Raw genomic sequence first — 18,045 nt, 5'->3', positions numbered from 1 at the left:
TTAAAATACCTCTTTGGCATTGTGGGCAGTGGCGATGGCGCGCAGTACAGCACGGGCTTTATTACGGGTTTCGTCGGCTTCGGCCTGCGGTACGGAATCCAGTACCACACCGCCGCCAGCCTGCACGGTGGCGATGCCGTCTTCAACGTAAGCAGAGCGGATGACGATGCAGGTATCCAGATCGCCGTGGGCGGTGAAGTAACCCACCGCGCCGCCATAGCTGCCGCGGCGGGTTTGTTCGGAAGCCGAAATCAGCTGCATAGCGCGCACTTTCGGCGCACCGGTCAGCGTGCCCATATTCATTACCGCCTGATAGGCGTGCAGTACGTCGAGATCATGACGCAGCGTGCCGACCACACGGGACACCAGATGCATCACGAAAGAGTACCGGTCCACTTTGGTCAGGTCGGCGACATAACGGCTGCCCGGCTCGCAGATACGTGCCAGATCGTTACGCGCCAAATCCACCAGCATCAGATGTTCGGCCAGCTCTTTGTGGTCGGTACGCATTTCCAGTTCGATGCGGCTGTCGAGATCCAGATCCAGCGAACCATCGGCACGGCGGCCGCGCGGACGGGTCCCGGCAATCGGATAAATTTCAATCTGGCGGTTAGTGGCGTCATATTTCAGCGCGCTTTCCGGGGAGGCGCCAAACAGCGTGAAATCGTTGTCCTGCATAAAGAACATGTACGGACTAGGGTTGTTATTTTTCAGCGTTTCATACGCGGCCAGCGGAGCAGGGCAAGGCAGGGAGAAACGGCGCGAAGGCACCACCTGGAAAATCTCACCGGCGCGGATGGCCACTTTCATTTTCTCAACCACAGCACCGAACTCTTCATCACTCTGGTTCACGCTCAGTTGCATTTCCGGCACGTTCTGCTGCGGGATGGCGTGCGGTGGCTGTTGCAACTGATGTTGCAGTTGTTCGAGGCGGGCATACAGACGCTGTTTCTCATCAGCCGACGGCGTAAACAGGCTGGCCTGCAAACGACAGGTGCGGTTCTGGTGATCGAGCACCAGCAGCGTTTCAGAAAGATAGAAGCAGAAATCCGGGCAACGCTGGTCGGAGGTTAATGCAGGTAAATCTTCGAAACCGGCGACCAGATCATAGGCAAACAACCCGCCGAGGAACATCGCCTCACGCTCCTCTGCCGGAGATTCAACGCAGGTCAGAATGCTGCGTAACGCGTCGAACACTGAACGGGAACGCAAACGCGCATCTTCATCCTGCATCTGATCGATACCAGGGAACGTCAGTTCACGGCCATTCGGGCGGACGTCATTGCGAATTTCAGCAGGCAGCGCGGCATCAATCAGCGGCAGTAAAGAGGCACCGTTCGGCGTCAGGGCCTGAATGGACACCTGCAAACCCAGCGCGGTGATGCGCAGGGCGCTGTCAACAATCAGCAGGCTCTTCAGGTTTTCTTTACTGGTCACTTCGGAGGACTCAAGCAGCAGGGTCGCAGGACGCGCGCCGCACAGCTGATGAAAAATGGCCGTCGGGTCGCCGCGATAACATCCCTGCGCGGTCAGCAATTCTAAACGAGGTGTTGGAGTTGTCATTTTGCTTCCTGAATTTTTATCAACGTTTTCTAATAAACGGCCATAAAAAAGCCCGCATTAAGCGGGCTTCGGAAATCTTGCAGCGTCTGATGACAGCTATGCGTGATTACTCCGCCCGACAAGGGGAAGTACGCCACCAGCTGAGAACCGCCATCATGTGAATTTTCATCATCAGACACTCTTGTTAGTTTATGAAAGCTATGGTTTTAAAAACTAAGCTTTCTGAATCGGTTTGTCACGACGTTCTTCAGCGAACTGCCTCGTGAACTTGCGTACTAGTAAACTAGTTCACGGATATAAAGTCAACCCTCTTTTCAGCGGATTTCACAACTTTAGTGCGCTCAGATGTTATCGCACCGTAACAGTGCGTAACGGCGAGGTGAAAACATCGGCAAGATAGCCCTAACGTGAGGCGGCCTAACGCGTTATGATATGAACTGCATTCAGAAAAGGTTAAATCCCCGACGTGACGATGACTTTACCCACAACAGTTTCACCCCCGAAAGACGACCAGAACCTCAGCACGGCCTTCACGCTTTACGATCTCCACAGCCATACCACGGCGTCGGACGGCTATTTAACGCCTGAAGCACTGGTCGCGCGGGCGGTTGAAATGCGCGTCGGCGTACTGGCGATCACCGATCACGACAGTACCGAAGGGCTGGCACGTGCGGCGCAGGCGATTGCGCAGCAGCAATTGCCGCTGGTGCTGATTAATGGCGTTGAGATTTCCACTTTGTGGGAAAACCATGAGATACACATTGTCGGGCTGGGCATTGATCCGCAGCATCCGGCGATGATGAGCTTACTCAGTGCGCAGGCCGGTTTGCGTCAGCAACGCGCGCAGGAAATGGGCAACCGGCTGGCGAAAGCACGCATTGACGGTGCCTGGGAAGGCGCGCTGCGTCTGGCCAACGGCGGAGCCGTCACCCGTGCGCATTTCGCCCGCTATCTGGTGGAATTCGGCGCGGCGGATAACATCGCGCAGGTGTTCAAAAAATTCCTCGCCAAAGGCAAGACCGGCTACGTTCCGCCACAGTGGTGTACAATAGAACAAGCGATTGATGCGATTCATCAGTCAGGCGGACAGGCCGTCGTCGCCCATCCGGGGCGATATGATCTTTCGACCAAGTGGCTGAAACGCTTACTGGCGTATTTTGCTGAGCAGGGCGGTGATGCGATGGAAGTCGCCCAGTGTCAGCAGGCACCGAATGAGCGTGCGCAGCTGGCAGCCTACGCCCGTGATTATCAGTTACTGGCCTCGCAGGGTTCAGATTTCCATCAGCCCTGTTCGTGGATTGAGCTTGGCCGCAAACTTTGGCTTCCCGCAGGCGTTGAACCGGTATGGCAACACTGGCCGCTTGCGATGACACAGCCTGAAATTGAACCGGTCTGATGCCTGACCGGAAAAGAATAAAGAGTGAGAGGATCCAATGAGTCAATATTTCTATATTCACCCCGAAAATCCGCAGCCGCGCCTGATCAGTCAGGCGGTAGAGCTGCTGCGTAAAGGTCAGGTCATTGTTTATCCGACCGATTCCGGTTACGCCCTGGGTTGTCGTCTGGAAGAAAAAAATGCGATGGAGCGGATTTGCCGGATCCGTCAGTTAGACAGCAACCACAATTTCACACTGGTATGCCGCGATTTGTCCGAGCTTTCGACGTATGCCTATGTCGATAACGGCGCTTTCCGCCTGATGAAAAACAACACGCCGGGCAACTACACCTTCATTCTGAAAGCGACCAAAGAAGTGCCGCGCCGTCTGATGAGTGAAAAGCGCAAAACCATCGGTCTGCGCGTGCCCTCCAATCCTATCGCCATCGCCTTGCTCGATGCGCTGGGCGAACCGCTGATGTCCACCACGCTGATGATGCCGGGCAATGATTTTGCGGAATCTGATCCGGAAGACATCAAAGATCAGCTGGGCAAACTGGTGGATCTGGTCATTGATGGCGGTTCCATCGGCCAGCAACCGACCACGGTGATTGATCTGACCGAGTCGGTTCCGGAAGTGGTTCGCGAAGGGGCAGGCGATCCGACGCCTTTCCGCTAAGCATTTACGCGCTACTGGCTAAAAAATAATCACCCTGACAGCCCCCGAAGCATACAAATTGCAGATAATTGTGTATAATGGCGGGCTGACTTTTTGTAAGTCATTGTATTGATAAGTAATGCTGTCTGGCGATGTGTTTTATCTGTGCATGTGTCGAGTGATCCCGTGCAGAAATGAAGTTTCCGCGACAGTCCGCTTATCTCCCAAACTGAATTTTGACGGGCAGGCGATGTTCACATCGTGCTGGCCGCTCCCCCCGACGCCTGTGAAGGCGACAAATGAGGCTGCTCAATGAGCGAGAAGTATAATTCCCAGAAACACTCCAGTGACAGATCCAAACCGGCACGTTCACCAGGTGATAAGCCGAAAAGCGGCAGAAACTCCGGTGCAGCGAAAGCCCGTCCTGAACTGTCACGTGCTGAAAAACGCGGCGAAAAGCCACGTTCAGACAAGCCACGTAGCGATAAACCTAACAGTGATAAACCCCGCAGCGACAAACCGCGTTCAGACAAACCACGTTCTGATGCCGGTCGCAGCGATTCACGTTCTGATTCCCGCATCGAAAAACCAGGTCGCGGCAAGACACGTCCTGAAAATCCACGCGGCGAAAAACCTCGTGCGGTGAAACCACGCGCCGGCAAGCCAAAAGCTGAAACGCTGTTTGATGAAACCGGTGACGAAGACGAAGTGAAGTACCAGAAGCCGAAAAATGCGCTGGACAGCACCGAAGGGCAAAGCGAAAAGCTGCAAAAAGTGCTGGCACGTGCGGGCCACGGTTCGCGTCGTGAAGTGGAAGCGATGATCCAGGCCGGGCGCGTCAGCGTCGACGGTAAAATCTCTACGCTCGGCGACCGCGTTGAAGTCACCGGCGGCACAAAAATCCGTCTCGACGGCCACGTGCTGTCAGTGATGGAGTCCCAGGACACCGTGTGCCGCGTACTGGCGTACTACAAGCCGGAAGGCGAGTTGTGTACCCGCAGTGATCCTGAAGGCCGCCCGACCGTCTTCGACCGTCTGCCAAAAATGCGCGGTTCGCGCTGGATTGCCGTAGGCCGTCTTGATGTCAACACCTCGGGCTTGCTGCTGTTCACGACCGACGGTGAACTGGCAAACCGCCTGATGCACCCCAGCCGTGAAGTTGAACGTGAGTATGCGGTGCGCGTATTCGGTCAGATTGATGATGAAAAAATCAAACAGCTGAGCCGTGGCGTGCAGCTGGAAGACGGCCCTGCCGCTTTCCGCTCCATCAAATTCCAGGGTGGCGAAGGTCTTAACCAGTGGTACAACGTGACCCTGACCGAAGGCCGTAACCGTGAAGTGCGTCGCCTGTGGGAAGCTGTTGGCGTTCAGGTCAGCCGTCTGATCCGCGTTCGTTACGGTGATCTGAATCTGCCAAAAGGCCTGCCTCGCGGCGGCTATAAAGAGCTGGATCTTCCGGACATCAACTACCTGCGCACGCTGGTAGAAATGAACGAAGAAACCGTCAGCAAAATGCCGGTAGAACGTGACCGCCGCCGTGTGAAAGCTAACCAGATCCGTCGCGCCGTTAAGCGCCACACTCAGGTGGCTCCTGCACGTCGCAGTGCCCCGGCGAAAAGAGGCTAATCGCAACTTAGCGATATTGTTTCGAATCCGCTGAAGAACCGCAGTCACCGACTGCGGTTTTTTTTGATCTCCATTCAGGGAACTGACGAATACGCCTGTTACCAGTCGATTCCCTGTTGCGCCATAATTCCGGCATCAAAAGCATGTTTCACCGGGCGCAGTTCGCTGACGGTGTCGGCCATTTCCAGCAAATCGCGATGGCAGCCCCGGCCGGTGATGATGACTGTCTGATGCGCCGGACGCGCATTTAGGGCATCCACCACGTCCTGCAATTCGAGATAGCCGAAACTGACCATGTACGTCAGCTCATCAAGCACTACCAGATCTAAAGAGGCATCGGCAAGCATCCGCTTTCCATGCTGCCATACGGCCTGACAGGCCTGCGTATCCGTCTCTTTGTTCTGAGTTTCCCAGGTAAAGCCGGTCGACATCACCTGAAACTCAACCCCGTGCGGTTCGAGCAGGTTTTTTTCACCGTTCGGCCATTCCCCTTTGATGAACTGTATGACCGCAGCGCGCATCCCGTGACCGACGGCGCGGGTGACGGTGCCGAAAGCCGCCGTGGTTTTGCCTTTGCCGTTGCCGGTGAAAACAATCAAAATTCCGCGCTGTTCTTTCGCGGCGTCAATGCGTGCATCGACCTGTTCTTTTAACTTTTGCTGGCGCTGCTTGTGGCGATCTTCGGTCATGAAAGGCTCCGTTGTATTTTCAGGGCATTCTGGCACGGCTATTCGGCAGGGCCCGCTTTGCGGCCTGGCTGGGCATCAAAACTCATGCCGGTTTTACGGCGGCTGTCGTCGCCCATCAGGTACAGATACAGCGGCATAATATCGGCAGGTGTCTTGAGCTTATCCTTGTTTTCATCCGGAAACGCCGAGGCACGCATACTGGTGCGCGTGCCGCCGGGGTTGATGCAGTTGACCCGCAGCCCGGTGTGTTTATGTTCTTCCGCCAGCACCTGCATCATCCCTTCGGTGGCAAACTTCGAGACGGCATAGGCGCCCCAGCCGCTGCGGCCTTCGCGCCCCACGCTTGAGGTGGTGAAGACCAGTGAAGAGCTGGCCGATTTCAGCAACAGCGGCAACAGCGCCTGCGTCAGCATGAAGGTGGCGTTCACGTTCACCTGCATCACGTTCATCCAGTCCTGCAGGTCGATGTCTGCCATCGGCGTGATCTCGGTGAGCAGCCCGGCGTTATGCAGAACACCGTCGAGATGCGGTACCCACTGTGCAATCTGATCCGCAACGCGCTGGCAATCCTGCTGGCTGGCAGTGAGCAAATCAAGAGCATAAATGAAAGCAGGGCGCAGATTTCTCGCCGCAATCTCCTGCTGAACGCTGGCCAGTTTACTTTCGGTACGGCCAAGCAAAATCACCTGAGCGCCGAAGCGGGCATAGGTGAGGGCGGCTTCGCGGCCAATGCCGTCGCCTGCGCCGGTCACCAGAATAATGCGGTGATTGAGTAAGTCAGATTTCGGATGATAGTGCACGTTCTGTCCTCATAACGGGTCGGAATGTGGAGGCAAATGGCCGTCGTCACATGCGTCATTTGTAAAATCAAAACGCCGGAAGTGGGAGATATTGCGCTCAACCAGGGTCCGGCATTTCGGCGGAATTAGGGTGTGTTTCAGGTGTGATCACCGGTTATATGCCTGAAATGAACATGAGTTTCAATGATTAACCGAAAAACAGACAGCTCTTTTGTAACAAAATTGGAACAGACGCGCATCCGTATTTACCTCTGGCTGACAATGTCACATTCCCGCAAGACGCCGGTTAAGCTATTGTCTAGAATGTTCAGCATCTTTATTACCACGGTTTTATTTGCACATTGAAAAGGCGGTTTGAGTGGATTTACTTTCTCTTTATGGGTTGTTTTTAGCCAAAGTCGTCACCGTAGTCATCGCCATCGGCGCACTGGTGGTCCTGGTGGTCGGGCTTCGTCAGCGTAAATCTCAGGGTAAAGGTGAGTTACAGCTGACAGACCTGGGTGAACAATATCGCGAGATGCAGCGTGAAATGCGCACTGCAAGGCTTAATCCCGCAGAGCAAAAACTGCGCGGAAAAGAGCTGAAGAAAAAGGATAAAGCAGAAGCCAGACAGAAGAAATTGCAGGCGAAAACCGGCGAGAGCAAACGCAAACCTTGCCTGTATGTGCTGGATTTCAAAGGCAGTATGGACGCCCATGAAGTGACCTCGCTGCGTGAGGAAATTTCTGCGGTGATGGCCGTCGCCACGCCGGAAGATGAAGTGTTGTTACGTCTGGAAAGTCCCGGCGGTGTGGTCCACGGGTACGGCCTGGCGGCCTCGCAGTTAGTGCGTTTACGCCAGAGCGGCATCCGCCTGACGGTGGCGGTAGACAAAGTGGCGGCCAGCGGCGGTTATATGATGGCCTGCGTTGCCGATCGTATTGTCGCGGCACCTTTTGCGATCATCGGTTCCATCGGCGTGGTTGCGCAAATTCCTAACTTCAACCGCTTGCTGAAAAAGAATGATATCGACATCGAATTGCATACTGCTGGCGAATTCAAACGGACGCTGACCCTGCTGGGTGAAAACACCGAGGAAGGACGCGAGAAATTCCGTGAAGACCTCAACGAAACGCATGTGCTGTTCAAAGATTTTGTGCACCAGAATCGCCCTTCACTGGACATTGATGCCGTGGCGACCGGTGAGCACTGGTTTGGCACACAGGCGCGTGAAAAGGGGCTGATTGATGCCATCGGAACCAGTGATGATTTGCTGATTGCTGAAATGAAAAACCATGAGGTGATTGCAGTGCGTTACGCACGCCGCAAACGCATGATGGACCGGTTCACCGGCAGCGCGGCAGAAAGCGCCGACCGCCTGTTCCTGCGCTGGTTGCAGCGCAGTCAGAAACCGCTGCTGTAACCGAACATTCAATAATGAAAAAGGGACGAAAGTCCCTTTTTTTATCACTGTTTTTTATCAGTAAATCTTCAGCCAATCCCGGTTGGCATTCACTTAATTTTCGAGATGGTATTTTTCTGAAAACAGATGTGCCAGATGTTTAAACATATTAAATACGGCCGTTGTTTTTCGGGTGGGTAAACCGTCGTCATCCATGAAGAATTCCCCGCGGAAAACCAGCACATTGCCTTTCTGCTCAACCTCTGTGGCGATCATTCCCTGCATGTAATCTTCATGTTCACGGATAACCTTATTCGCTTCGATCAGTAAAGCTTCACGACTAATTGCCGATGTATTTTCGTGCATGTTATTTACTCCCCACTATAATTTCTGACGATATTGTAATCCTGCTGACGATAAAACCGCAAATCTGCTGGGGTTAATCCTTTAAGTAAGTGGTCATGTTTTGCGCAGTCAGGGGAAAAGTTTCACCACTTTATCGAAATGGGGGATTCGGTGTTAATTAGGTTGCGCAGCGATTTTTATCAGGTAGAGTGTGGGATTTTGTGGCTTCAGGTGGAATGTTTTGTTTACGCTTGGTCATTATTTGACGTGAAAACAGGCACAGTCCGCTGAACCCTGTCTGGTTAATCCCTCGCAGAATCAGTGTTTTGAACCTCTGGAAGTCAGATCGCTCGTTCTTTGAAAGAAATGAGTTGACGTTCTGACTCACTGCCGCAATATAAAAAAAGACATGATATTGTGCCGCGGCATAACTAGACAAAAACTTCTTCAGCTGATGAAGAATCATTCAGGTAAAGGTAATTATGGGCAAAGCTCTCGTAATAGTTGAGTCCCCGGCAAAAGCCAAAACGATTAATAAATATTTAGGAAATGACTACGTGGTTAAGTCCAGCGTCGGTCATATTCGTGATTTACCGACCAGTGGATCCGCTGCTAAAAAAACCGCCGTCTCAACCGAAGAAAAGCCAAAGAAAAAAGTAAAAAAGGATGAGAAAACTGCGCTGGTTAATCGCATGGGCGTCGATCCTTATCACGGCTGGGAAGCGCAATACGAAATACTTCCTGGCAAAGAAAAAGTGGTTGCCGAGTTAAAAGCGTTAGCCGAAAAAGCTGACCACATCTATCTCGCAACCGACCTTGACCGCGAAGGAGAGGCGATTGCCTGGCATTTGCGGGAGGTGATTGGCGGTGACGATAAACGTTTCAGCCGCGTGGTCTTTAACGAAATTACCAAGAACGCGATTCAGAACGCTTTTAAAGAACCGGGCGAACTGAATATTGATCGTGTTAATGCCCAGCAGGCGCGTCGTTTCATGGACCGCGTGGTGGGTTACATGGTGTCGCCACTGCTGTGGAAGAAGATTGCCCGCGGTTTATCCGCCGGTCGTGTTCAGTCCGTGGCGGTGCGTCTGGTGGTCGAGCGTGAAAAAGAAATTAAAGCGTTCGTGCCGGAAGAGTATTGGGAATTGCATGCAGATTTGCTGGCGAAGAAAGATACCGCGCTGCAAATGGAAGTCACGCATCATCTCGACAAACCGTTTAAACCGGTTAATAAAGAACAAACTCACGCTGCGGTTTCGCTGCTTGAAAAAGCGCGCTACACGGTCGTCGATCGTGAAGACAAACCGACCAGCAGTAAGCCGGGCGCACCTTTTATTACCTCCACGTTGCAACAGGCTGCCAGCACACGTCTGAGCTTTGGCGTGAAGAAAACCATGATGATGGCCCAGCGTCTGTATGAAGCCGGTCACATTACCTACATGCGTACCGACTCCACCAACCTGAGTCAGGATGCGGTAGAAATGGTTCGCGGCTACATCGGTGAGAATTTCGGTGATAAATACCTGCCGAAAGCGCCGTTGCAGTACAGCAACAAAGAGAATTCACAGGAAGCGCACGAAGCGATTCGTCCTTCTGACGTGGCCGTGGTGTCTGAACAACTGAAAGACATGGAAGCCGATGCCCAGCGTTTGTACCAGCTGATCTGGCGTCAGTTTGTTGCCTGCCAGATGACACCGGCGCAATACGATTCTTCCACGCTGACGGTGAAAGCGGGCGATTACTCCCTGCGCGCCAAAGGCCGTACTTTGCGTTTCGACGGTTGGACGAAAGTCATGCCAGCGCTGCGTAAAGGGGACGAAGACCGCATTCTGCCTGCTATTGAAGTCGGTACCGACCTCGATCTGCAACAACTGCTGCCCACTCAGCACTTCACCAAGCCGCCTGCGCGTTTCAGCGAAGCGTCACTGGTTAAAGAGCTGGAAAAACGTGGCATTGGCCGTCCGTCTACCTATGCGTCGATCATTTCGACCATCCAGGATCGCGGCTATGTTCACGTTGAAAACCGCCGTTTCTACGCTGAGAAAATGGGTGAAATCGTCACAGATCGTCTGGAGCAAAACTTCCGCGAACTGATGAACTATGATTTCACCGCGCGCATGGAAGACGGTCTGGATCAGGTTGCCAACAACAAAGCTGAGTGGAAAGCCGTGCTCGACGAATTCTTCACCGAATTCAGCAAGCAACTGGAAACCGCAGAAAAGGATCCGGAAGAAGGCGGTATGCGCCCGAACCAGATGATCCTGACCAGCATTGAGTGCCCGACCTGTGGCCGCCCGATGGGTATCCGTACCGCCAGCACCGGGGTGTTCCTCGGCTGTTCCGGTTATGCATTGCCGCCGAAAGAACGCTGCAAAACCACCATCAACCTCATCGCGGATGCCGAAGTGCTCAACGTGCTGGAAGGGGATGAGGCAGAGGCCAATGCGCTGCGTGCGAAACGTCGTTGTGGCAAATGTGGCACTGCGATGGACAGCTACCTGATCGACAACCAGCGTAAGCTGCACGTCTGCGGTAACAACCCGGAATGTGACGGTTACGAAATCGAGCAGGGCGAATTCCGCATCAAGGGCTATGACGGCCCGATCGTTGAGTGCGAGAAATGTGGTTCTGAAATGCACCTGAAAATGGGACGTTTCGGCAAGTACATGGGTTGTACCAATGACGAGTGCAAAAACACCCGTAAGATCCTGCGTAACGGTGACGTTGCACCGCCGAAAGAAGATCCGGTTCCGCTGCCTGAGTTGCCGTGTGAGAAATCAGACGCCTACTTCGTTCTGCGTGACGGCGCTGCCGGTGTGTTCCTCGCGGCCAATACTTTCCCGAAATCGCGCGAAACCCGTGCGCCGCTGGTGGAAGAGCTGAAGCGCTTTAAAGATCGCTTGCCAGAGAAACTGAGTTATCTTGCGGACGCGCCCGTCGCTGACCCGGAAGGCAACAAATCGATGGTACGTTTCAGCCGCAAAACTAAGCAGCAGTACGTGTCTTCGGAAAAAGACGGCAAAGCCACTGGCTGGACAGCGTTCTTCGTTGACGGCAAATGGGTGGAAGGCAAAAAGTAATGATTGCCGTTAGCCCGCCTGTCAGGCGATAACTCATTGTTACTCTTTTGTGAAAAACCAGTCCTCCGGGCTGGTTTTTTTATTGCATTCAGATCTATCATCGACAGGTTTCTGACCACTTTCTTCTCAGGCTTATGCTGTCTGCGTTAATCCTTATGTTATCTGGCTATACAACGTGTTAATTCTTGATATAATTGTTATATAAAATTTATTTTTATTCACAATAGTAATAAGCTAATGCGTCTGCCTCATAAAAAGGCGCGTTTACAGACTTCGGGCATTCAATAAAAATCATTTCCAGTCTGTTCAGCCGGCAGGCGAACAGGGATGGTGACAGGGTTTGAAACCAGGGTGGTATGAGATATGAAATTGCAGCAACTGCGCTACATCGTAGAGGTTGTTAATCACAATCTGAACGTCAGTTCGACGGCAGAAGGCCTGTACACGTCGCAGCCAGGGATCAGCAAACAAGTCAGAATGCTGGAAGATGAGCTCGGTATTCAGATCTTCTCCCGCAGCGGAAAACACCTGACGCAGGTCACACCGGCAGGGCAGGAAATCATCCGTATCGCCCGCGAAGTGTTGTCCAAAGTTGATGCGATCAAGGCCGTGGCCGGTGAGCATACCTATCCTGACAAGGGATCCTTGTATGTCGCCACCACGCACACGCAGGCACGCTACGCCTTGCCGAACGTGATTAAAGGCTTTATCGAGCGTTACCCGCGCGTTTCACTGCATATGCATCAGGGCTCTCCGACGCAAATCGCGGAGGCCGTTTCAAAGGGCAACGCGGATTTCGCCATTGCTACCGAAGCGCTGCACCTGTACGACGATCTGATCATGTTGCCTTGCTATCACTGGAACCGCGCGGTGGTGGTTCAGCCCGATCATCCGCTGGCGGGTAAAGAGAAGGTCACCATCGAAGAGCTGGCGGCCTATCCCATCGTCACTTATACCTTCGGTTTTACCGGTCGCTCGGAACTCGATACCGCGTTTAACCGCGCCGGTCTGACGCCAAAAATTGTGTTCACCGCCACTGATGCGGACGTGATCAAAACCTACGTGCGGCTGGGGTTGGGCGTGGGCGTGATCGCCAGTATGGCGGTCGATCCGGTTCAGGATCCGGATCTGGTGACCGTGGATGCGCGGGATATTTTCACCTACAGCACCACCAAAATCGGTTTCCGCCGCAGCACGTTCCTGCGCAGCTACATGTACGATTTCATCCAGCGCTTTGCACCGCATCTGACGCGTGACGTGGTGGATACCGCGATTGCCCTGCGCTCGAATGAAGATATCGAAGAGATGTTCAAAGACATCAAATTACCGACGAAATAATTCCGCCACTGTTTCTGATGTAAAACGTCCCGCGCCATCTTCTGATGACGCGGGATTTTTTTTTCGGATGATCCGTTTGAGCTGTTATCAAAATGTTAACAATAATATGTGTTATCTTTATATATGCACTTATAAGCCAGCGGGTTATTCCTCTTTCGCCCAGCTGGTGCTGTGAAGCATAAGGAGAAGCTATGTCGTCCGATATTCGTAACAGAAGTCTGGATAAGCTGGCAGTCCAGGGTAAGGAGTTCCACTACTACAGTCTGCCACTTGCCGCCAAAACGCTGGGTGATATTCAGCGCCTGCCTAAATCTCTTAAAGTCCTGCTCGAAAATCTGCTGCGCCACGTTGACGGTGACACTGTCACGGAAAATGATTTGCTGCAGCTGGTGGAATGGCAAAAAACCGGCCACGCCGATCGCGAAATTGCTTACCGTCCGGCACGCGTTCTGATGCAGGATTTCACCGGGGTACCCGCCGTGGTGGATCTTGCCGCAATGCGTCAGGCTGTTAAACGCCTCGGTGGCAATGTCGATCAGGTGAATCCGTTATCGCCGGTCGATCTGGTTATCGACCACTCGGTCACCGTGGATGAGTTTGGCGATGAAGAGGCGTTTGATGAAAACGTCCGGCTGGAAATGGAGCGCAATAACGAGCGTTATCAGTTCCTGCGCTGGGGGCAAAAAGCTTTTAACCGTTTCCGTGTGGTGCCGCCGGGCACCGGTATTTGTCACCAGGTCAATCTGGAGTATCTCGGTCAGACCGTCTGGCATGAAGAACAGAATGGCAAAACGGTGGCTTATCCCGATACGCTGGTCGGTACAGACTCCCACACCACCATGATCAACGGCCTGGGCATTCTGGGCTGGGGTTGCGGCGGTATTGAAGCTGAAGCGGCGATGCTCGGACAGCCGGTTTCCATGCTGATCCCGGACGTCGTGGGCTTCAGGCTGACGGGAAAACTGCGCGAAGGGATTACCGCCACCGATCTGGTGTTAACCGTCACGCAGATGCTACGTAAACATGGCGTGGTGGGTAAATTCGTTGAATTCTTTGGCGACGGTCTGGCCGATCTGCCGCTGGCGGATCGCGCGACCATTGCCAATATGTCGCCTGAGTTTGGTGCAACCTGCGGGTTCTTCCCGGTGGATGACGTCACCCTCGGTTACATGAAACTCAGTGGCCGCAGCGATGAACAAATCGAACTGGTGAAAGCCTATTCACAAGCGCAGGGCTTATGGCGCAATGCCGGTGATGAGCCTGTGTTCACCAGCACACTGGCGCTGGACATGGGCGATGTCGTGCCGAGTCTGGCCGGTCCGAAACGTCCGCAAGACCGCGTTGCGCTGCCGGATGTGCCAAAAGCCTTCAAAGCCGCCACTGAACTGGAACTGGGCAATAACAAGCCGGGGCATACTGACAAAGAAAGTTTCACTCTTGATGGCCAGCATTACTCGCTGGACACCGGCGCGGTGGTCATTGCGGCAATCACCTCCTGTACCAACACCTCCAACCCGAGCGTACTGATGGCGGCCGGGCTGCTGGCCAAAAATGCCGCTGAAAAAGGGCTGACCAGTAAACCCTGGGTGAAAACTTCTCTGGCACCGGGCTCTAAAGTGGTGACCGATTATCTGAATGCCGCCGGGCTGATGCCGTATCTGGAAAAACTGCGCTTCAATCTGGTGGGTTATGGCTGTACCACCTGTATCGGTAACTCCGGCCCGCTGCCTGAACCTGTTGAATCCGCCATCAAAAGCGGTGATTTAACGGTGGGGGCTGTGCTGTCGGGTAACCGTAATTTTGAGGGGCGTATCCATCCGCTGATCAAAACTAACTGGCTGGCATCGCCGCCGCTGGTGGTGGCTTACGCGCTGGCCGGGAATATGAACGTCAATCTGACGACCGATCCGCTCGGTGAAGATCAGCAGGGTCAGCCGATTTATCTGAAAGACATCTGGCCAACGGCGGCGGAAATCGCACTTGCCGTCGGGCAGGTCACGACGGAAATGTTCCACAAAGAGTATGCCGAAGTGTTCAACGGCGACGCCAGCTGGCAGGCGATTCAGGTCGAAGGGACGCCAACGTACACCTGGCAGGAGGACTCCACCTATATCCGCCATCCGCCGTTCTTCAGTGACATGAAGGCTGAACCGGATGCAGTGGAAGATATTAAAGACGCGCGCATTCTGGCGATTCTGGCGGACTCCGTTACCACCGATCACATCTCACCGGCCGGGAACATCAAAATCGACAGCCCGGCGGGACTGTATCTGAAAAACCACGGTGTCGAACCGAAAGCCTTTAACTCGTACGGCTCCCGACGCGGTAACCATGAAGTGATGATGCGCGGAACGTTTGCCAACATCCGTATCCGCAACGAAATGGTGCCGGGCGTGGAGGGCGGTTATACGCGCCACATCCCGTCGCAGGAACAGCTGGCCATCTACGACGCAGCGATGCGCTATCAGCATGAAAGCGTGCCGACGGCGGTGATTGCCGGCAAAGAGTATGGTTCCGGCTCCAGCCGTGACTGGGCAGCGAAGGGGCCGCGCCTGCTGGGCGTGCGCGTGGTGATTGCCGAATCCTTTGAGCGGATCCACCGTTCGAACCTTATCGGCATGGGCATTTTACCGCTCGAGTTCCCGCAGGGCGTGACGCGCAAAACGCTGAAACTGACCGGCGACGAGCAGATCAGCATCAGCGGGCTGCAAACGCTGAAACCGGGGCAGGAGGTGCCGGTGCAGATCGCGTTCGCTGACGGCCAGACGCAAACTATCAACGCACGCTGCCGTATCGATACCGGCAACGAACTGACCTATTTCCAGAACGGCGGCATTCTGCATTACGTGATCCGCAAAATGTTGTGATGGGTAAAATGCGTTAATACTGCGTTTTCTGCATAAAAAAGGGCACCTTCATAAGGTGCCCTTAATATTTGCCGGTCAGAATTACTTGTGGCGCAGATCGTTATCGAGCAGATGGCCCATTTTGGCTGCTTTGGTCGATAAATAACGCTCGTTTTCCGGGTTACGCCCGACAACCAGCGGAACGCGTTCGACGATGTTGATCCCGGCTTCTGTCAGAATTTCGACTTTTTTCGGATTGTTGGTCAGCAGGCGGACCGAATCAACACCCAGCAATTTGAACATGTCGGCGCACAGCGTGAAGTCACGTTCATCGGCGGCAAAACCGAGCTGGTGGTTGGCTTCGACGGTGTCGTAGCCTTTGTCCTGCAGGGCGTAAGCGCGGATTTTGTTCAGCAAACCGATGTTACGGCCTTCCTGACGGTGATACATCAGAATGCCGCGACCTTCTTCGGCGATGTCGTTTAACGCTGCTTCGAGCTGAAAACCGCAGTCACAGCGCAGGCTGAAGAGGGCATCGCCCGTCAGGCATTCAGAGTGAACGCGTGCCAGAACGGGCGTTTCACCACTGATGTCACCAAAAACTAACGCCAGGTGGTCATGCCCGGTGGCCAATTCTTCAAAACCCACCATCAGGAAATCACCCCAAGGTGTCGGCAGATTGGCTTCTGCCACCCGTTTCAGCTGCATTTTACGCTCCAAAAAAAACACAAATTGTCTTCATTTACAGTGAGTATTTTACTTATTGATGCGCATCCTACGTGCGGATGCGGTGTCAGGATAGGGAATCGGTGCCTTTCCTTCACAACAGGGCACCATTTTGCCACAGTTTGACCTGCGCATTGACGGGAATATTTGAACAAATAGTTCATAACTTATGAACTATAACAGTAACCTCAACAACCCGGATTTAAGGAATGTGCAAGAATTACAACATTGCTACACTTCTACTCTTTTACGCATTTTACGAAAACAGAAAGGACGACTATGTTTGATATCGCCAAACGCACCGCCCTCGGGGCACTTCTTCTGCTTATCATGCCAGCGGCGGTGTGGGTCAGTGGCTGGCTATGGACACCCGGCGGCAATCCGGCGATTCTACTCCCGCTCTACTGGGTGACCGAAACCGTCAGCCAGCCCTGGGGCGTGTTGACCACGGTTATTCTGTGCGGCTGGTTTTTATGGTGCCTGCGTTTTCGTCTCAAAGCGGCAATCGGGCTGGTGCTGATGATTTCTGTGGCGCTGCTGATCGGCCAGTCCACCAAGACGTACATCAAAAAGGAAGTGCGCGAGCCGCGCCCTTACGTTGCCTGGCTGGGCACTGATCATCAGATGAACGTTGAAGAATTTTACGGTCTGAAACGCAAGGCGCGCAGCCAGCAGGTGAAAGAACTGCTCGGCGATAACGTCCAGATCCCGCACTGGCTGAACAGAAGCTGGCAGAAAGATACCGGTTACGCATTCCCGTCCGGCCATACCATGTTTGCTGCTACCTGGGCGTTACTGGGTATCGGGCTATTGTGGCGCCGTAAACACTACAAGACGGTGACCGCGCTGATGGTGTGGTCGGTGGTGGTGATGGGCAGCCGGCTGATGCTGGGCATGCACTGGCCGCGCGATTTGATTGCCTCGGTGGGGATAAGCTGGCTGCTGGTGACGCTGGCCTGCTGGCTGACGGACCGTTACATCGGTCCGCTGACGCCGCCACCGGCAGAAGATCAGGACATCGCAGAGCGCGACTGAGGCGGTTCTCACGCGCACAGCGTTTCTGAAAAGAGGGGGGCTTTTACCGTTCCCCTTTGATTTCACGCAGATCGTCCCCATATCACTGATATGTTGTTTTCACCGGTTCACGTCGCCGATCGCAAAAGTCGTGCGATCTTCAGACAGTTACTCTTTTAACCCTCTGCAATGTTTCCCAGCTTTGTGCAGAAATGCTAACTTATTAGGTCGGGACGAGAGTTTTTGGCATAATTCATCCGGTACACCCGGCATTACAGGAATGAATGTGAAATATCTGCTGATTTTTTTATTTTTACTGGTCATCGTGGTGATTTCCATCACGTTAGGCGCGCATAACGATCAAACTGTGACCTTCAACTATTTGCTGGCGCAGGGTGACTATCGCGTATCGACGCTGCTCGCCGTGCTGTTTGCGACCGGTTTCATTCTGGGATGGGTCATCTGCGGATTGTTTTACCTTCGTGTACGCCTTTCACTTGGCCGTGCTCAGCGCAAAATCAAACGTCTGGAACTGCAAATCGAACCCGTGGCTGTCGTGACGCCGCCTGCAGCATCTTATGATGTCAGCAAGGAATAATCCTTT

The 18,045-nt window shown here is 53.7% G+C and carries 14 protein-coding genes and 1 other annotated feature; of the genes, 9 read left to right on the top strand and 5 right to left on the bottom strand.

Annotated features, from left to right (window positions below):
- Nucleotides 1-1,563, bottom strand: coding sequence for an anthranilate synthase component 1 (locus ACO0U8_RS01595; RefSeq protein WP_421670149.1), 1,563 nt, complete (start codon nt 1,561-1,563; stop codon nt 1-3).
- 42 nt (nt 1,564-1,605) lie between these two features.
- Nucleotides 1,606-1,708 (bottom strand) — a sequence feature (Trp leader region).
- 327 nt (nt 1,709-2,035) lie between these two features.
- On the opposite strand from ACO0U8_RS01595, the gene rnm reads away from it, so the two are divergent.
- The 3 genes from rnm to rluB all read left to right on the top strand — a co-directional run bounded on the left by rnm (nt 2,036) and on the right by rluB (nt 5,222).
- A complete protein-coding gene (gene rnm / locus ACO0U8_RS01590) occupies nt 2,036-2,959 on the top strand; it encodes an RNase RNM (protein ID WP_056780715.1) in 924 nt (307 codons plus the stop codon).
- 37 nt (nt 2,960-2,996) lie between these two features.
- The gene (locus ACO0U8_RS01585; RefSeq protein ID WP_056780712.1) at nt 2,997-3,617 is read left to right on the top strand and encodes an L-threonylcarbamoyladenylate synthase; all 621 of its coding nucleotides are present in this window, start codon (nt 2,997-2,999) and stop codon (nt 3,615-3,617) included.
- A 714-nt stretch (nt 3,618-4,331) separates the two neighbouring features.
- A complete protein-coding gene (rluB, locus tag ACO0U8_RS01580; protein ID WP_183848129.1) occupies nt 4,332-5,222 on the top strand; it encodes a 23S rRNA pseudouridine(2605) synthase RluB in 891 nt (296 codons plus the stop codon).
- Nucleotides 5,223-5,320: 98 nt separating this feature from the next.
- On the opposite strand, the gene cobO is transcribed toward rluB, so the two are convergent.
- Nucleotides 5,321-5,911 carry a cob(I)yrinic acid a,c-diamide adenosyltransferase gene (gene cobO / locus ACO0U8_RS01575; RefSeq protein ID WP_056780705.1) on the bottom strand — a complete coding sequence of 197 codons (591 nt, stop codon included), beginning with the start codon at nt 5,909-5,911 and terminating at the stop codon, nt 5,321-5,323.
- 38 nt (nt 5,912-5,949) lie between these two features.
- Entirely contained in the window at nt 5,950-6,711 is a 762-nt protein-coding gene (locus ACO0U8_RS01570) for a YciK family oxidoreductase (protein WP_056780701.1), read from the bottom strand.
- 358 nt (nt 6,712-7,069) lie between these two features.
- Between ACO0U8_RS01570 and sohB the strand changes: the two genes are divergently transcribed.
- Nucleotides 7,070-8,113 carry a protease SohB gene (sohB, locus tag ACO0U8_RS01565; protein ID WP_056780698.1) on the top strand — a complete coding sequence of 348 codons (1,044 nt, stop codon included), beginning with the start codon at nt 7,070-7,072 and terminating at the stop codon, nt 8,111-8,113.
- A gap of 93 nt (nt 8,114-8,206) precedes the next feature.
- Here sohB and ACO0U8_RS01560 read toward each other — a convergent pair whose 3' ends face one another.
- Nucleotides 8,207-8,458 (bottom strand): YciN family protein, encoded by a 252-nt coding sequence (locus tag ACO0U8_RS01560; RefSeq protein ID WP_056780695.1) that lies wholly within the window; start codon nt 8,456-8,458, stop codon nt 8,207-8,209.
- A gap of 461 nt (nt 8,459-8,919) precedes the next feature.
- Between ACO0U8_RS01560 and topA the strand changes: the two genes are divergently transcribed.
- The 3 genes from topA (at nt 8,920) to acnA (ending at nt 15,722) form a co-directional block, all read left to right on the top strand.
- Nucleotides 8,920-11,517 carry a type I DNA topoisomerase gene (gene topA / locus ACO0U8_RS01555; protein ID WP_122095507.1) on the top strand — a complete coding sequence of 866 codons (2,598 nt, stop codon included), beginning with the start codon at nt 8,920-8,922 and terminating at the stop codon, nt 11,515-11,517.
- A 363-nt stretch (nt 11,518-11,880) separates the two neighbouring features.
- A complete protein-coding gene (cysB, locus tag ACO0U8_RS01550) occupies nt 11,881-12,855 on the top strand; it encodes an HTH-type transcriptional regulator CysB (protein ID WP_056780687.1) in 975 nt (324 codons plus the stop codon).
- A gap of 191 nt (nt 12,856-13,046) precedes the next feature.
- Nucleotides 13,047-15,722, top strand: coding sequence for an aconitate hydratase AcnA (acnA, locus tag ACO0U8_RS01545; RefSeq protein WP_421670148.1), 2,676 nt, complete (start codon nt 13,047-13,049; stop codon nt 15,720-15,722).
- An 81-nt stretch (nt 15,723-15,803) separates the two neighbouring features.
- Here the strand turns inward: acnA and ribA are convergent, their stop codons facing one another.
- Complete coding sequence (ribA, locus tag ACO0U8_RS01540; protein WP_056780679.1) at nt 15,804-16,409, bottom strand: GTP cyclohydrolase II; 606 nt, start codon at nt 16,407-16,409, stop codon at nt 15,804-15,806.
- 297 nt (nt 16,410-16,706) lie between these two features.
- Here ribA and pgpB point away from each other — a divergent pair, with 297 nt between their 5' ends.
- Entirely contained in the window at nt 16,707-17,462 is a 756-nt protein-coding gene (gene pgpB, locus ACO0U8_RS01535; protein WP_136375330.1) for a phosphatidylglycerophosphatase B, read from the top strand.
- A gap of 265 nt (nt 17,463-17,727) precedes the next feature.
- Complete coding sequence (locus tag ACO0U8_RS01530; RefSeq protein ID WP_056781019.1) at nt 17,728-18,039, top strand: LapA family protein; 312 nt, start codon at nt 17,728-17,730, stop codon at nt 18,037-18,039.
- Nucleotides 18,040-18,045: the final 6 nt, after the last annotated feature.

The sequence above is a fragment of the Rahnella sp. EDr1-12 genome, from assembly GCF_049206505.1.
Taxonomy (GTDB): Bacteria; Pseudomonadota; Gammaproteobacteria; order Enterobacterales; family Enterobacteriaceae; genus Rahnella; species Rahnella rivi.
This window is presented reverse-complemented; position numbering and strand designations above follow the sequence as displayed.

What these genes read in the sequence shown, in the direction of transcription:
- ACO0U8_RS01595 (WP_421670149.1), bottom strand. Translation starts at nt 1,563, where the DNA reads ATGACAACTCCAACACCTCGTTTAGAATTGCTGACCGCGCAGGGATGT.
- rnm (WP_056780715.1), top strand. Translation starts at nt 2,036, where the DNA reads ATGACTTTACCCACAACAGTTTCACCCCCGAAAGACGACCAGAACCTC.
- ACO0U8_RS01585 (WP_056780712.1), top strand. Translation starts at nt 2,997, where the DNA reads ATGAGTCAATATTTCTATATTCACCCCGAAAATCCGCAGCCGCGCCTG.
- cobO (WP_056780705.1), bottom strand. Translation starts at nt 5,911, where the DNA reads ATGACCGAAGATCGCCACAAGCAGCGCCAGCAAAAGTTAAAAGAACAG.
- ACO0U8_RS01560 (WP_056780695.1), bottom strand. Translation starts at nt 8,458, where the DNA reads ATGCACGAAAATACATCGGCAATTAGTCGTGAAGCTTTACTGATCGAA.
- topA (WP_122095507.1), top strand. Translation starts at nt 8,920, where the DNA reads ATGGGCAAAGCTCTCGTAATAGTTGAGTCCCCGGCAAAAGCCAAAACG.
- cysB (WP_056780687.1), top strand. Translation starts at nt 11,881, where the DNA reads ATGAAATTGCAGCAACTGCGCTACATCGTAGAGGTTGTTAATCACAAT.
- acnA (WP_421670148.1), top strand. Translation starts at nt 13,047, where the DNA reads ATGTCGTCCGATATTCGTAACAGAAGTCTGGATAAGCTGGCAGTCCAG.
- ribA (WP_056780679.1), bottom strand. Translation starts at nt 16,409, where the DNA reads ATGCAGCTGAAACGGGTGGCAGAAGCCAATCTGCCGACACCTTGGGGT.
- pgpB (WP_136375330.1), top strand. Translation starts at nt 16,707, where the DNA reads ATGTTTGATATCGCCAAACGCACCGCCCTCGGGGCACTTCTTCTGCTT.